At 35.7% G+C, this 17804-nt stretch carries 8 protein-coding genes; all 8 read right to left on the bottom strand.

Translation table 11 applies throughout. From position 1 onward, the window contains the following. Nucleotides 1-22: 22 nt before the first annotated feature. The 8 genes from H6X70_RS04825 to H6X70_RS04790 all read right to left on the bottom strand — a co-directional run bounded on the left by H6X70_RS04825 (nucleotide 23) and on the right by H6X70_RS04790 (nucleotide 17804). Nucleotides 23-1582 carry a T9SS type A sorting domain-containing protein gene (locus H6X70_RS04825; RefSeq protein WP_194766538.1) on the bottom strand — a complete coding sequence of 520 codons (1560 nt, stop codon included), beginning with the start codon at nucleotides 1580-1582 and terminating at the stop codon, nucleotides 23-25. 146 nt (nucleotides 1583-1728) lie between these two features. Next, nucleotides 1729-4131: a BNR-4 repeat-containing protein gene (locus H6X70_RS04820; protein ID WP_194766537.1), complete on the bottom strand. Its 2403-nt coding sequence runs from the start codon at nucleotides 4129-4131 to the stop codon at nucleotides 1729-1731. A 190-nt stretch (nucleotides 4132-4321) separates the two neighbouring features. Beyond that, entirely contained in the window at nucleotides 4322-7819 is a 3498-nt protein-coding gene (locus tag H6X70_RS04815; RefSeq protein WP_228530264.1) for a glycosyl hydrolase, read from the bottom strand. A gap of 53 nt (nucleotides 7820-7872) precedes the next feature. Next, nucleotides 7873-10620 carry a family 78 glycoside hydrolase catalytic domain gene (locus H6X70_RS04810; RefSeq protein ID WP_194766535.1) on the bottom strand — a complete coding sequence of 916 codons (2748 nt, stop codon included), beginning with the start codon at nucleotides 10618-10620 and terminating at the stop codon, nucleotides 7873-7875. A gap of 6 nt (nucleotides 10621-10626) precedes the next feature. Further along, nucleotides 10627-13224 carry a glycoside hydrolase family 2 TIM barrel-domain containing protein gene (locus H6X70_RS04805; RefSeq protein WP_194766534.1) on the bottom strand — a complete coding sequence of 866 codons (2598 nt, stop codon included), beginning with the start codon at nucleotides 13222-13224 and terminating at the stop codon, nucleotides 10627-10629. Nucleotides 13225-13271: 47 nt separating this feature from the next. After that, on the bottom strand, nucleotides 13272-14732 hold the full coding sequence (locus H6X70_RS04800) for an alpha-1,4-L-rhamnosidase (protein WP_194766533.1): 1461 nt from the start codon (nucleotides 14730-14732) through the stop codon (nucleotides 13272-13274). 125 nt (nucleotides 14733-14857) lie between these two features. Then, nucleotides 14858-16597, bottom strand: a complete 1740-nt coding sequence (locus tag H6X70_RS04795) for a sulfatase (RefSeq protein ID WP_317171447.1) — start codon at nucleotides 16595-16597, stop codon at nucleotides 14858-14860. 73 nt (nucleotides 16598-16670) lie between these two features. Then, complete coding sequence (locus H6X70_RS04790) at nucleotides 16671-17804, bottom strand: glycoside hydrolase family 105 protein (protein ID WP_228530263.1); 1134 nt, start codon at nucleotides 17802-17804, stop codon at nucleotides 16671-16673.

Below are 17804 nucleotides of genomic sequence, written 5' to 3'. Positions count from 1 at the left end.
AACGTACTATAGTTTGATTGTATTATTTTACAACCAGTTTTGTATGATGAGCTGTATTGGTACTATCAGTTATTTTAACCAGATAAATTCCTGTCTTAAATTGTCCGTTATTATTTATTTGAAGACTATCGTTCGAGGTTTCAGTTTCAAAAACAATTTTACCTAAAATATCAAATATCTTAACTTTTACATGATTTAGATTTTTTATTGAAATCGTAAATCTATCTTTCGCAGGGTTTGGGAAAAGTCGAACTTTAGAAGTCGAAAGCTTGTTTTCATCTACACTAAGCACTACACTTGTTGGAATTGCTTCCCATACACTTCTATCATCAGTTGCTGGTGCCGAAATATGAGTAACGTTTCCATTTACTTCATGATACAGATATCTGCCACTGTTACCAGATTCAAATCTATAGGTATCCTCTGCTTGGTTATAATGTATCGTCCATACTTTATCGCTATCTGTTGCTGGCGCCGCTTTTGTAGTGCTTACAACAACATAAGCTCCACCAGGACCATTAGCAGCAGGGGCGCGTAAAATTCCAAAAGTTTCGCTATCAATGTTAAAATAATTCCCACTGGCTACAAAACTCCAAGTTTTATTTGATTCATTACCAGAATCACTCATAGTAACTGGCGAAGCACTCACTCCCGAATCTGCAAGAAACTGACCGGTAGCCACATTTCTTAAGCGATAAACATCTCCAACTGGACCTGGATCGACAACACCTACTTTTTCTTCCTTTTGGTATGTGGTATTTGCCCATCTAATTTGAGCTCTGCCTCCTTTAACTCTATAGGCACCATATCTAATACCAGATTCCCTTCCTTTTTCTGGCTCTGGAATATTCCAGTTAAAAGCTTCACCGCCAATTACGGCATCACAATAATGGACTTTTTTAGTCGCATCACTAGGGTCTTCTCTAAAACCTACCTCTAATTCAAAGTCAATTTCTGCATTTTTATTGACATTTTTTAGGAATACAATTTCCCTACCGCTTCCTTCTCCTCCACGGTATAAAATACGCTCGGCATAAATATCGAACGACACTTGTTTATTGGCATCGGCACCTGTACCATACACAGGTTTAGCTAAATACAAACAAATGGCTGGATCTGGAGATCCTCCACCACCAGTATGCTTTCCTTTGGCCTGTGCTATATAAGTTCCATCCTGATTGACCCCAGAGGTACCCCCTACCTCAAGAATTCTAAACACGCCCGTAAACTTCGCATAACTTCCTACACCAGTTTCACTAGATCTGCTTAAGGAGCGTTCCATTCTAGGCTGTAAGGTCGTTTCAAATTGATTTGAATTATGTGTTATATTGTATACTCCCCAAGTTTTACCATAAACATCACTTTCGCTGTAATTTGCATAGCAGGTACGGTCATCAATAGTTCCTACATTAACTGGGTTTGGTAAATCATCTGAAGTTCTAGTAGCATTTTGCCCATTAGTGTTACAAGTGGTATAAGCCCCAGTGTCTTCGTCGGGTGCAGCTGTTTGTGCTGTCACAATAAGTGAAAACAAAAGCATTGTTGTTAAAACAATATGTTTTAGTGTAACTTGTTTTATCATATTAAAAAAGTTTAGTTTAGGTAATTGGGGTTAAATATTATAAATAAAACAGAGAAACCTATCCTGTATTATAGGGCCCAAACCTCAAATAAAATAGTGTACATTTTATTTAACCAATATTATATTTAAGGCTTTTTTTACATTTCTTATTTTACAATTAATTTAGAATTAAAGGTTTGATTATCTTCTGTAAAAGCTTTCACTAAATAAACACCCGTTTTAAATCCTGTGTTTTTTACTTGTAAAACATTACTTTTTGGTGCCTTTTGATAAACTAGATTTCCAATAATATTATAAATTTCAACATTTTTAATACGATTAGTATTTTTAAATGCTATGGTAAATCTATCCTCTGTAGGATTAGGATATATTTTTATTGATGGCAATAAAGGTTCATTATTAGTAGTACCTAGTGTAACACTTGTAGATATTACCTGCCATACACTTCTTAGATCCGTTACAGGCGCACTAATATTTGTTACATTACCATTAGCATCGTGATATAAAAATCGACCATTGTCTTTAGATTCAAACCTAAAAGTATCATCTATCTCATTATAATGTATGGTCCAAACTTTATCTATATCACCAGCTGGCGCAGACTTTCCGGTGCTTACTACTGCATACGATCCTGCTGAAAAAGTAGGTCCAGTGGCACGAAGTATCCCGAAAGTTTCACTATCAATATTGTAGTATGCTCCACTTTTTACGAAGGTCCAATGTTTATCTTGTTCTTCACCAGAATCATTCATTGAAACAGGAATAGCACTTACTCCTGAATCATTTAAAAATTTCCCTGTAGCTACGTTACGCAACCTATAAACATCATTTGTTAAATCACTTTTATCAACCTCGGTAACCTCAATAGTTATTTCTGAAGATGTTATACTCTCCCCTCCTGTTTTATAGGCTACCGCCTTTATTTTGTATGAACCAATTACACTAGGTGTCCAATCAAATAAATAGGGTTTTGTACTATCTACATTTACTAGGACATCATCCACCAAAAACTCTACTTTAGTAATTTCCCCGGTATCTGCCGTTGCTGAAGCATAAATTTGCACATTTTCTCCTTCTTTGAAAGATTGATTATTGGTAGGAGTTACTAAATTCACCTCGAAAGGTTTTGGCCCTTGAGTGACATTTAAATTAATTATTTGCAAATAGGTCGGTTGTGTTTCATCATTATCTGAAATATTATTTTCTAAAAGATAATAGTATAGCTTACCATCAGAAATATGCACTTGTCCTTTTCTAAAGCGTTTCCCAGAGGTTTGTTCGTAAACTCTAGTAAAAAGATTTGTACCTCCTTCAGTTCTATCAACAAATGGTCTACCTGAAGAATTCAAACCAATAACAAATACATTATCACCTGATGCGTATAATTCTTGTGCTCCTGTAAAATCAGTAGAAATTATAAAATCACTTACTCCATTAGGCTTATAGCTGTGTATGTTCTTAGTAACATTGTTTTCGTTGTCTTTAACTCTACTTATAATATGCACATCTCCGTTATCTGTTACTGTCCAATCAAATCCACTAACAATATGCACCTTATTTTGTGCTGTTGTCGCTACATAATCACCAGGCTCAAATACCAAAACTTCTTCGGCTTTAACCAAAGGAAGTGTCATGGCCTCTCCTTTATGGTTTTTCCATTGGGAGGCTCCTGTAGGATCATCTGAATAAGCATAGTAAACCCCATTTTGGTACTGATATTTATCTGAGCCATTATTCAATCTTCGTTGAAAACCAGCTCTTACTTTTCCATCTACATACTTGATACTACCATAAATACTCCAATTATTTGTTTCTCCTTTACTACCTGCCCCTAAAACATTGAAATGTATAAACCTCCCCCATTTTAAGTCATTAGCATCATATTTAATAAAAGCTTGTGCACCATCATGTGACGTCCCGTCTCTTGCGGTTAAAAATAATTCTCCATCATCGTTTAAAAAGAATTGCGGATAAGTAAATCTATCATAATGAGCCGCATCTCTAACTCCATCCATTGTACAGTGTTTGTAATCACCATCTAAAGGGTCTTTTACAAATTTGTCTAAAGTAAACTCTGCATCCGAAAGTTCTGCAGTATTAGGCATAGAGTAAGTATACCGAAAATAGTCGTTTGTAAAAACACCGCTATTTGTGTAGGCGTGCATATCGTAAACCATGTGTATGGTTCCATTTATTGGACTAATACCAATAGCGATGGTATTGTGGGTCTCACCTATCCACCACTTCCCTTTGAATCCTGTGTGCTGATGCGGAAATTCAATTGTTTTCATAGCACCTGTTAGGGTATTATAGCGTGTAAGCATCACGTGTCTATCTAGTTTTCCTCCGCGATACCAGGTCATAAACACATAGTGTTTATAGGTTTTTATACAATCTCCATGTGGTGATAAAGCTGAACCATAAGCATAATCATAAGGCTCTGTTTCGGCTTGTCTTGTACTATTTTGATTTTGAACACCAGTAAAATACATGGCCAAATCTGTAATTTTTACTTCTGATTCTAAGGTTACCTGTGCCTTCGTGCTCATAGAAAATAACAGAAAGGTTATAAAAAAAAGGTTCAAGTGTAGTTTTTTAATCATATCCAAAAAAGTTTAGTTAGTATATTGGGATTAAATATCCAATAAGCACCAAACAACTCTATCCTGATTTATAAGGGTTTACATTTTTAAAACGAAAAACTCATACAATCAATTCTATTGACTTAAATGTGAAGTCTTATTTGATAACTTCTAAAACTACAGGCCCTATTATGCCAGAGTCATCCAACTCTGTTTCATCTTTTTTCGGAGGACTTGTTGTCCAAGTTTTTTTAGTTTCTTTTGAGCGTGAATTATCATAAATGAGTTGATTTCTCCATGTATTGGTTATTTTAATTTCTAATAAATTATCGCCTTTAACTATAACATCGCTAATATCAAATTCAAAAGGTGGTGCCCATTTTACACCTACCTTTTTTCCGTTACACCAAACCTCTGCGATATTGGCCACTTCCCCTAAGTCTATAATGGTGTGTTGACCAAGTTCATTTAATTGAAAAGTTTTTGAATAGATTGTTGTACCCGAATAATGCTTTATGGCATCATTTTCAAGTTTTGTTAATGATTCCAATTCTGAAATTTCTATAGTTTCAGGAGTATCCCATCCTTGCTCGAAGTTTAATTTCCAATTGGTTTGAAGCGGAACCTTTTCAATATCCATAAACTCAATGACCTCTTTTTCCTTTTTATGAAAGACATATTCGCCCGGTTTTGAAGCTATAAATGCATCTCCTTTCCAGGTTAATATTGGAAAATCATTTGATTTATGACTATTGAACCAACCGGTTTCTGAATTTAAAACAACTTGGTTGTTCCATGTTATTTTTGATGCCCCAGACTTTTTATCTCCTTTTGTAAATACTACCACAGCACTTCCTCTTGAAGGTAATGATATGGCGACATTGGTTCGGTTCTTTGAAGTGCTCCATATTTTGGCATCATGCTGTTCTCCTGTAAATGCATTCCATATTTGAGGATTTAAATGAGTAACCCTGAAACTTAATGCCACATCAACCGGATTTTCATGCTTTGAAGCTATAAAATAAATGTGAGCATCGTTGGTTTCGCGGTGAATCCAATTAATATCCAAGCCTTCGGGCACCATAACATCCTGAGCAATTTTTTCTGCTTTTAAAACCTCATCAAGCGTTTTTCCCCAATACACACGTCCTTTTCCTACCTGTTTAACACCACTTTTAGTGCTATCCCATAATTCATTTGAGATTTGAGCCAATTCTTTTAATTCATCTTCACCATCCATTAAACTTGGAGAATCTAGTGGTTTATCTCCTAGAATTACAGCTCCATCCAAAACTAGTTCCTTTATTTTTTTAGCTGTAGACAATAACATTTCTTTAGAATCTCTTAATCTGATAATACGGTAATCCCCTCCATTTTGAACATGAATTTTACCATTTTGAACACTAAGATTTTTATCTAATATGTCAGCATTTAAATAATCGAAACGGTAGCCTTTAGGAAACGCATCTAAATCGAAAGGTGGGCGTTCAAAATGATCGCCATAATACCAAAGCACATCGGCCACATATTCGCCTTGTTGTAAAACATATTGATTTCTTGCTAAATAATCGGTCCAATTCTTCATGTATGGCCACCACGTTTGTTCTCTAACCAAAGGAAACCCTATATTACCACCAAAGCTTGAACCTGGATACACATTCGTTTGCGGGGTATGAGAAAACGTATGAAACACCAAATGATTTATCCCCTTAGCAAAATTATAATCAATTAAAGATTTTACTGAAAACGGATGCTCATTCCACTTAACCCCTAACTGGGTACACGCTTCAGCAGCCAACACAGGTTTATTGTATAGATGCGTAGCCGAAGCCGCATTATAAATGGGTTTAGCATATTCATTTTGTGCTGATGGTGCACTGGGGTACCAAAACTCGGTCATAGGAATATCGCTCACACCATAATAACGCATGGGGTCTATAGGCAGTACTTCGCCTCCTGCTCCTTCGGTGTAAACCTCGGCTCCCATTTCGTGTGCTACGGTTGCAAAATGCTTGAAGAAATTCTCGATAAACACATCGTCCATGGTATGACGTAAATCTCTTAAAAATTTAGTAGTAATTTCTGGACTTTCTACAATATAACCCATGGTTGCAGGCAAATACGTTTTCATACTGTAACCTCGGCGTTGCTCAAACTCCTTAAACATATCTTCAGAATTCATCGTCCACGTGGGTACATGGCTTTCCCAACTATCAATTAACAATCCGTGTAGTTTACCATCTCCTATGGGACCGCCATCTTTAATTAAATTACCAATCATACCGTTTCGCAAATGATTTTCTATGGCTACCTTATCTAATTTACTCGACTCCCAACCTGTCGCTTCTGGTACTGCGGGTTTATTGGTTAAGCGCATATTGATATGCCCAAAACGAACAATGGTCCAATCGCCTTCTGGCACATTCCATGTTAATTTTCCATTAGACGTCATTTTATCGGTAAGGTTGATAATTGCATTGGACTTAATAAACGTATTTTCATTATAATTATACTGCACCTCTTTTTCAAGTCCTCTCAATACTTTGGCTGCTTTTGCTTCATGATTATGAAGTTTTGGACTAGCGCTTAAACGAATAAATTCTGGAGCGATAGTATGCTTACCCTTAAACGTAAATCTAAACAGTTTGGAAGTCGTTTCAGGGATAGCCAGTGTTAGATGCTTACGTCTGTCGTTCCAGTTTGCATCAGGCAGGTTAACAGTTGTTATTTCTACAAGTTTATCATTAATTAGCGCTTCTACCTTAATAGCAACATCCATCTTAGGATATTCTGTCCCCATAATCATATGTCGAGATTGAGGAAAAGTGATATTGCGCAATGTCACCGCTTCATTGAAAATAGTTTCTACCCATGCTGCTTTATCATTTACTTTCGAAATACCTTCATTCCTATAGTCCTCTAAAGGTTTATTTAAACGTGTGGTTGTTCGTGTAACGATAATTTTTGAATTGGGATTAAAAATATCCTGCCAAGGCACTAAAGGATTATTGGTTTCAATTTTTGAAGGGTTTAAGGGTTCCAAATTATCCCCTTCTGGAGTAGGAAAGGCTAGAACTTGAATATCTTTATAATTAAAGTCTTCGGTATGATATAAAGCATCTATTTCTAATATTTCATCGAAAGTTTTTCCTCCAGAAATGTGGTATGTGGTTTCAACAACTTCGCGCTGCGCTTCTTCTACAGGCACCCAAGGCCCACCTGTCATAGACCAACCTGGGCAGTTTTGCATGGTAAATTTCAAACCCAAACGTTTGCATTCATCGGCGGCGTGCCGAATCATATCTTCCCATTCTGGCGATAAAATTTCTATAGGTTTTACATTTGGAAATGGTCTGCCGGCTTTATTAAATAAGTGGATACCCTGCAAGCCTGCTTCTTTTATTGCCTCTAAATCGAGGGTTAAACCTTCTTTGGAAATATTATTTCCGTTAAGGTGAAACCAGGTTTCGGGACGATATTGTATCTCGGGATTTTTAAAACCATTTTTTAAATCTGCAATACTTATTGATGGATTTTCAAGGTTTTTATCATCGGTTTTACTGGAATCACATGCAAAAAAAGTAATTTGCATGATAAAAAGAAATAGAAAAACATTTATAGATCGCATTGTACTAGTTATTAATTTATTACTCATTATTTTTTTGTAGGTAAAACCGAAAACTATGGTAAATTATAGCCTTCTTTGCCTTAGATATGTACCACATATTTAAAAGTTCCCGATTTTATAGTTTCAGTTTTAGAAGGCAAAACTACCTTAGCCTCGCAGTTTGATGGAACTTCCCCATAGTACTCATAAGTATTTTTATCTATTTTTTTCCACTCTGCTTTTATTTCGCCATGTATAGAGTTGTAGCTTGCTTTTGCAAACTCCATCGACTTAATAAAATTAGGTTCCAAAATGATGTTCTGAAAACCTGGATGAGATTGGTCTACATTAATTCCTACTATATGCCGATAGCAAAAATTATCTACTGCGCCCATAAAATGATGCATATCTGAAGAGGTAAACTTATACCCCTCTGGTAGTGTAGTAGCTCCTTCTTTAATCATCCAACCAAATGAAGGCCAATCATCGTTAATCACTACCTTATGCATCATATCGGCATAACCTTTTTTGGGTAAATATTCAAAGGCAGAATGTATAGAAAATATACCTCCCCATAGGTGATAGTCTTTTTCTTCTACAATATTTTCTACAACTCTTTTTTCTAGTTGTGCCTTATATTTTTCTGGAACAATACCATAATCTAGCGCCAGAATATTAACTACAGGTAGAAATTCTGGGAATGGCTTTAAACCTGAGTACTCTACTTTTTCAGCATCAAATGCATACTTTTGAATGCCTTGATGTATGCGTTTGCGTTGGTTTTCTAAACGTTTTTTGTCTTTGTTTTTCCCTAATTTATCTGCCATATAAGCCAAACGCTCTAATACCAAATAAAAGTTCATAGAAGCGATAACTTCATTACCCCCTGGTTTTCCTCCACCTCTATAGGTAGCATCATAAGGCGGCACCCAATCGTTATATATTTCGGTAAACATGCCATCTTTTTCTTTAGAATTGTTGTTTTCCCATGAATAATCAACCCAACGCATCATGTTGTCCCAATAATTCTCAAACAATCTCGTATCGCCGTAATATTGATACATATACCAAGGAATGTGCACCCCTGCAGACGACCATAGTGTAGATTTTCCTTTTCTGTAGTTATTTGAAGGCGCAATAGGACTTAATCCGCCTTCTGGAGATTGGGTGTCAAAAATATCGCGAGTAAATTTGGTCATTAATGCTGCCAAATCGTAATTGGCCATCCCAAACTCTACACCAGTTACAGCATCACCTAACCAACCATTTTTTTCACGATTAGGGCAATCTGTAAGAATACTATGTAAATTGAATATTAATGATTTACGACAAATATCATGAACAGCATCTACCGTTTTATCTGAAGATTCAAATGTACCCACCTGTGGCACGTCTGAATGTACAAACTTTACCTCCACATCGTCTTTAGAAATCTTTGTTTTATATCCTTTTACTTGTACATAACGATAACCTTTGTAAGAAAAACGACATTCGGCAAACTCTTCTTTTTCTCCTTTACCTATATAGGCCATTTGCTGTAACCTTCCTGGTTGTCCACTAGAAGTAGGATCTAAATGTTCGCCATAATAAATGGTAACTTGTTGCCCTCTTTTAAGATTTTTTAATCGTAACCGTATCCAACCAGCACTGTTGGTTCCTGTATCAATCCACTGTCCATAACTTCCTTTGTTTTTAATATTTACAGGTTGAAATGTTTTGGTTACACGAATGGGTTGACACATTTGCGCTACAAGTTCTCCTCCAGGATGTGGAGAAGGGTTTACATTTTGCCATGATGAATCGTCCAATTCAGGCATATTCCAATCTTTTATTTCTTTGGTTGCATCATAAATTTCTCCCATATGTGGTCCATCATAAATAATGGGTCCACCTGTAATTTTCCAACTTAAATCACTTACCACAATATCTTCGGTACCATCTTCATATTGTACTTTAATTAAGCATAACAATTTTGGCTGACCGACATAACCATCTTTTTTATAAAATCCCCAATGGTCGTAAGCCAATTGCCCATAATTACCTCTACCCAACATCACTCCTGCTAAATTCTCTCCGTTTTGAATTTGCTCAGTAATATCATGAGTGGCGTATAAAATTGTTTTTCTATAGTCTGTCCATCCTGGATCTAAAACCTGATTTCCAATACGCTCTCCATTGATAAACAACTCATAGTACCCAAGTCCACTGATATAAGCTTTAGCTCGTTTTACTTTTTTATTGACATTAAATGATTTTCTTAACAATGGTGAAGCATCGTATTGATTTTGATAATGAAAATAATAACGTTCAAACATGCTCATACTAGCCCCAAAAAGGCTAGGTAATTGAAATTGTAACGCTTTAGATTCTATATCTTTTCTTTCCCACCATTCTTTTTCCCACGCACTTTGTGGCTTCCATGCAATCCATTGGGCGTTTTTCCAATCTTCTTCTTGAAATAAACCTGTAGAAAATGTTGCTATTTTACTCCAACTTGGTATATTATTTTTATCCCAAACCTTTACTTTCCAATAATACTGTGCTGCTGGTTGTAAAGGCTTTCCTTTATATATTATTTGGGTGGTTTGAGAACTTTTTACTTTTTTAGAATTGTATACATCTCCAACACCATTTTCAATATTTTCTTTGGAAGTAGCTACAACTAATTGGTAACTTTTTTGATACTGACCAGCTTCCTCAGATTTTACTTTCCAGAAAAAACGTGGATTTTTAACATCAACACCTTCTGGGTTTTCCCTATATTCTAATTTTAAATCATATGGTTGAATTTGTGTAAAACCAGAAAAACTGGCTAAAAGAAACAAAAAAAATAAAACGTCCTTATTCATCTGGATTTAATTTACTTTTCTAAGTTTGATGCCACTTAACCTTGTTATTCCTTTTTTAGCCTTAAAATCTACCGTTATACCATGGTCATTTTCAACTGTAATTAAAAAGCGTTTAGTAACACCACGATCCGTTCCGTATGCTTCCTTCAAGTTTAAATTAGTCCAAATAGGCCTGCTATTTACTGAAATATCCATGATATTATCATCCTTCGTTTTTAATTCGGCTAGAAGTAATGATAATTCATAAGTACCATTGGGCACATCAAACTTGTAGGCTTCGATGCCTAGGCGTTGTGTTTGATAAATAGGGTCGTTTTCTGTCCCTTTTACACTAACATCTGTTCCAATAGCATTTCTTCGTTCACTTGGATGTTTTAAGAATTCTCCACCAACATAACCAAAGCCGCCTTTTTCATACGCTTTATCTGGCATCCACAAATAGTCCATATTATCTGTTTCAATAAAATAGCAGTATGATCCAACATTAATAGCGATTTCCTCAAATTTATTGGTAACGATTTTAAGATCTTTAGGTATAAGGTTAAAATCTATAAATGCGACATCTTTTAAAAGTTTGCCATCCTTTTCACTAATGGCTTCAATTAAATTGTGTCCTTGTACAAAAGGGATATCAAAAGTTGCTGCTGAAAACTCAAATGCTTTTTTTCCTAACGACGTTCCGTTTAAAAAAACTTCAACGTCTTTACCATTACCAACTATTGTCACAGGCTGTGTGGCAAACGTATCCTCTTTACTATCTGCAACACCTGATCGTTTGGTCCATGACTTAGATGTGATGGCCAAAAAAGGTGTTTTATTGAGTACAGCTTGGTATAAATAGTATGCATCTTTCTTTTTTCTTTCTGCTGAGACGAGCCCCTTATTATTAATATGTGGTACGGCATCTTTTCGGTGTTCTACTTGAAAATCGGAATAATTCCAAACATTAGCACCCACTATTTCAGGCATATCCAAAATGGTTTTAAGGTAAGCTTTATGTAAAAGAAATTGATATTCTACACTAAAATCAAAACGTGTAGGATGGTATGAACGTAGTCTAGGATCTGCACCTCCTCCATATTCACTTAAAATAAATGGCTTATCAGGATCGAGTTCTAAAGAACGCTTTACCAAACTTCGTAAATTCTTATCGATATCTTCTAGTTCTTCTAAATACCACCCATAATATTTGTTGTAGCCTACTAGATCGGTAACTCGTATGCCTAAATTGTCCTGATAGGCTGGTTCTCTAAAAAACACCGAATAGGAATAGCGTGTTTCATCTTCCTCTTTTATGGTTTTTGCCAAGGCTTTATGTGTCTCTACAAAATGATTAACATAGTCTTTCCCTAGTTTTACAGGGTCTTTCATAGTTGTTTCATTGCCTAGGTTCCAGGCTACGATTGCGGGATTATTATAGTTAAATCGAATTGCCTCTTTAAGCATGTTAACCGTATTCTGTTTGCCCTTCTCGTTAGCTGCAGCTTTGTTTACAAAGGGTATTTCTAGAGTTGACACAAATCCATATTTGTTACACATTTCTAAAATAGCAGGATCTTGAGGGTAATGGGATATTCTTAAAAAATTTATTCCCATGTCCTTTAACATCCTCATATCGTTTCGGTGAATTTCATCACTAACAGCATTGGCTTTTCCTAAAAAATCTTGGTGTCTGTTGGTTCCTATTAACTTTGTTGGTTTGCCATTAATAAAAAATCCTTTCTGGGGATCAAAATTAAACCAGCGAAAACCTACTGGGTTTTCTATACGATCGTAAACACGATCATTTTTATCTACAATTTCAGAAACTAGTTTGTATAAATACGGATGCTCAGGCGACCACAATTTTGGGGCTACAATTGAAAAATCAAGATCAACATCTTTACCATAAGGTACTTTGGCTTTTTCTACTTTAATTACATTGTTTTTAGCATCGTACAAAGACTGTTTTATAAAATAATCACCCTTTTTAGGTCTTACCACTTTTGATTTTACACTAACGGTTGCTTTTTGTTTAGAGACTTTTGGAGTACTAACAAAAATGGCATTTGCTCCTAAATTAGCTACTTCAAAATGTACTGATTTAGTAATTATCAGTTGAATATCTCTGTAAATACCACCGTAGAACGAAAAATCTGCCGATTGCGGTACAATTTCATCATTATGAGAATTATTAACTTTTATAGCAATTTCATTTTCGCCCGTTTTAAGTGCTGAAGTCACATCTTTAGCAAAGGACGTATAACCTCCTATATGATCTTCTCCTATTTTTTTATTGTTGACATACAATGAAGCAACTTGATTAGCAGCTTCAAACAATAAAAACACTTGTTGGTCTTCAAAAACCTGAGGAATTATCATTGTTTTTTTGTACCACCCATCTCCACGATAATAGCCATCTTCATCATCTAAAATATCCTTAGTATTCCATGAATGCGGCAGTGTTACCTGTTCCCATTTTGTAGCATTATTAGTAGTAAAGGGGAAATCTAAAGTGCCTTTATAAAAAGACCAAGACTCATTAATGGTTTCTATATGTCTTACCTGCTGCGCATGTATATTATAAATAAAACTAAAAAAAAGTAATAGCGTAATTTGCTTCATTATTTAATTAATTTAAGGTGTTAGTGATATTTTTAATAAGCCAGTTACTAAAGTTTAACTTCATATTTCAAAAAAGAAAACACGGGTAGCTGTGTATTAAGAGAAATTACTGATTTTGATTTTTCGTTGCCTTGAGTAGTTTCCTCTTTCCATTTGGACCAAGACATCGTATCTTTTTCCTTATTATAAACTGCGAAACGGACTTTAACTTTTGTTCTAGGTGGCACGTCTAGTTTGGCCATTATATTTAAATGTTCATATATTGTTGCATCAGGTTTGGCATTATAATTATACGCCATGATACTATAGGAATTATTAGAAACATCTTTAGTGAAAACAGCATCCACATCGTTGGTTTCTAATGTTGGGTTTCCGTTCTTGGTAGAGGTATAATACGTCTGTCCTTGAATTGTAAAAAGTGCTTTTTGAGCCGCCTCAAAATTGGTGCCTTGCCCCCACTGAAAAACATTTTGCATATCATGCTCATAAAACATTTTCATGAGCCCAACTATAAATGAATTTTGTTGCGCTTTTGGAGCGTTTTCAAAAGCGTTCCCTGCTTTATTTAAACTTTTTATCAACGCATATTCATGCATTTCTAGTTTAGCATTTTTATGCCATTCGGGTATCTCTTTTATAACTGCAAAATCTTTGGCATATACCTCTTTAAAAAGAGTGCGATTGGGTTTGTTGTAAAAAGGATAAAATGACACCCCTATAAAATCATAATGCACATTATTACTCTTACACCATTTTACAAAATCGGTGCCCCAGGCATTTTTAGAAGACCCCCAAAGCATATGGGTTCCTACTTTGGCTGTTGGAAGCACCTCTCTAATGGCATTACTAGATATTTTATAAAACTCAAAAAACGCTTCTTTGGTTCCCGACCAATGTGATGGGGTACCGATTTCCCTACCAATATTAAACTGAATTTTTAGCATGGATTCCTCGCCATAGGTATTCACTAAAAATTTCATAACATCCTTTAAATAATTACTCCACGCGTTGTAATCTTTTGGTGGCTCTGCATTTCCGTAAGTAGACACTTTTAAAGAATCTGCAAGCAACTCGCCATTTTTATTTCGTTGAAATGCCCAAGAAGGATTGTCTAATACGATTTGGTGTATGGCATACCCGGAGTTAATAACGCCATCAATCTGTTTTTTTAATAGCGTAAAATCGGTATAGAAGGTTTTAGAATTTTTATCCCATTTATAAGAATCTTTGGATATATCGGGTTTTCCATTCTTAACAATACCACCTAGAGGTCTAACGATACATACTCGGGGTTTACCAAGTGATGTTTTAATTTTCACACCATTTAATGGTGTTATTCTGTTAAATACATTGAAATTATAATCAATATTTTGCCTCGCATTCTCAGAATCTGTAAAATCGGTTTGCAGAACTATTTGCGCTTGAATAGGATTTATTAAGATTACCCCAAATAATAAACAAGTTATTATATATTTTAAAATATGAGGTAACACCATGTCATGTTTCATAATAGACCTATTTTATTGCTTTAACTATTTATAATTTTATAAAAGTGAAAGTTCCTCAATGGTGAATTTCACTAAGAATTTGTTTGTTTAAATACCATATCAATAAGCTCTTCAACAAACAGTTTTTACAAATCTGAAGCTGATACCTGTATAGCTTTACTAGGTTTAAAACCAATACGGTGTGCTTTGATTTCTAATGTAGCATCTGAAGGCATTTCAAAAGGACCATTATAAATCTGCCATGTTTTCGACGTTTTATTTCCCGCATTTACGATTTTGTATCCTACGGAAGCACCTTCTTTGTCACAACTTATAATAATGTTTCCGTTATTCAAGGAGACTTTAGGATCTGAAGTAATAGGTTGCGTGTTACTACCGTTCCATAACTTATTGATTAATACCGATTCTGGTAAATTAGGGTCGTCTCCAATAGCCCTTAACCATCTATCCATTTCTTTTCGTAATTCAACTAATTTATCTTGGTACTCAGGATTAGTTGCTAAGTTTTTCAGCTCGAAGGGATCTGTTTCACAATCGAACAATTCTTCTTCTGGTTTAACCTCTCTAAACCATTGCATCTGATCTTCATTAAGTTTTCCTTCTGCCTTAAGTCTTAGTAATTCCTGCATAGTAGGTATACGCTCTCTATATTCAATGGGCAAATAATACCCTTGTTCTGGTCTGTAGTTTCTAATGTACTTGTAACGTTTATCTCTTACGGCCCTAATAACATCAGTTTCGGCATCAAAGCGATCTGCTGCAGCGTGTATATAACTGCGTTCTTTACTTTTGTACTTGCCTAAAAATGCCTGACCTTGCATATACTCCTTTGGTGCCTCACCTATAAGAGACAATAAGGTGGGTGCAAAATCTACAAAACTTATTAACTGAGGATCGGATGTGCCTGCTTCAAGTTTATTCGGAAAACGGATAATCATTGGTGTGTTTAAGCCAGAGTCATAAATTAATCGTTTTTCTCTAGGTAATGGTCCGCCATGATCGCCATAGAAGAAAATTATGGTATTTTCTAATAGGCCATCGTCTTCTAATTGCTGAAGCACGGCTCCTACTTGATTATCCATTTCGCCAATATTATTGTACAGTTTCCACATATCACGTTTAACGAGATCTGTTTCTGGTAAATACGGAGGTATATTAAATTTGGTGTCCTTAGATAGATATTGCTGTGTTTCAGCTTCCGACATACGGTTATTAGCATGGGAAGCACCATAGTTTTTCCATTGATAAGAAGTATCGCCTGCGTGGTATAGTCGCGTTTCTATTTCTCGAAATCCGTAAGGTTCAAAAAGACCAGATTCGTGGGTATCGGTAAAATTAAAAACAGCGAAGAACGGTTGATCATCATTTCTATTTCTCCAATGCGCATAAGGACTACTTTCATCCCAAGCCGTTACTGGGGCTTTAAATTGATAATCGGTTTTATAATTATTTGTACAATAGTACCCAGCTTTTCGTAACCACTCACTAATCATTCTAACATTAGACGGAGGCACAGCCTCATAAGCTGGAAGTCCTCTTTCTTTGGTATAACTATTTGTCCGCATATGATTAGCACCAATACTCGAAGGATACATACCTGTGGCTAACGCGGCTCGACTTGGTGCACATACACCCGATGTAGAATATAAATTTGGATAAATAACGCCTTCCTTTGCTAACTTACTCAAATGTGGCGTTACTACAGTCGAATCCCCAAAAGGAGGAATATAAGCCCCCATATCTTCAGTTACTAACCATAAGATATTGGGGCGTTTTGGTAACTCTAAGCCTGCTGCTTTTTCCGTTTTTATTATAACTTCTTTGTTTTCACTTTTGCAACTTGTGTACACTACAAAAAGTATCACAAGTACTAAGAGTAACGTGTTATTAAAAAATTTGAATCTTGAAAAAAGCATCTTCTTTAGGCGTTATAAGGTGTTACTTTTTCAGTTTTAAAACTTCACTTCCTGCCATTAAAAAGGCTCCCGTACCAAAATTCTGCCAACTATCTACCGATGCAGGTTCTGGAGAAGCGCCAATATTTTGCACCCAACCTACACGACCATCTTTATGTTGGCAATCGGCTAATGCTTTCCATGCTTTTATAACTGCATGTTCGTATTTATTTCTGTCTAGCAAACCATTATTTACACCCCAAGCTAAGGCAAATGTGTAAAAACCGCTACCACTTACTTCGCCATGGTCGTAGGTTTCTGGACTTAATAAACTGGTTCGCCACAACCCATCTTTAGGTTGCAGTTCTAAAATTCTTGAAGCTATTTCCTTAAATAAATTTTCATAAAATGCACGATGCTTATAATCTTTAGGCATATCATCTAACAAAAGCGCTAAACCGCCTAAAACCCAACCATTTCCTCTGGACCAAAATATTTTTTTTCCGTTAGGTTCCTTTAAATCCTTATCGGTACCCTTCCAAACAAAACGCATATCTCTTGCAAACAAACGCTCTTCTTTGTCGTATAATTGATTATAGGTTTCCATGTAATACTTATGCATTTCATCTCGATACTTAGGCTGATTGGTATGCTTCGCATATAAATTTAATACTGGAGGTGCCATAAACAACGCATCGCACCACCACCATAAAATATTTTTTCCTGAAGTACTTTTGTCTGTTCCTGCCTTCCAAACATCATCCTCGTATAAATGAGCATCTAAAAACTTTTTAGTTGGGTCTAGGTTCACAAAACCTGGACGCTTATCGTTCATTCCAATATAGATATAGCTATACGATATAGCCACATCATCGGCATGATGTAATCTGGAGTAGGTTTGCCAGTTATTCCAATAGGCTTGGTTTTTTAAAGCTGCCATATACATCATGTCTTTGGTCGTCTTATGGGCTCTAGCTACCCCTGTATAATAAGCACCTTCTGTCCAATCGGTTGGCGCTATAGCGAAAATAGGATGTGCCTCCTGCCACTCTAAAGCTTTAATCATTTTAGCTTCAATTTCTGAATGATTTAGCCCTTTTTGAGCATATGTTTTCAAGGACATGGCGCTACAAAATAACACACATAAAGTCAGTAATTTTAATGCTTGGTTTTTCAT

The organism is Tamlana sp. I1, assembly GCF_015355625.1.
Lineage (GTDB): Bacteria > Bacteroidota > Bacteroidia > Flavobacteriales > Flavobacteriaceae > Pseudotamlana.
Note: the sequence above shows the minus strand (reverse complement) of the source record. Positions and strands in the feature narration are given on the sequence as shown.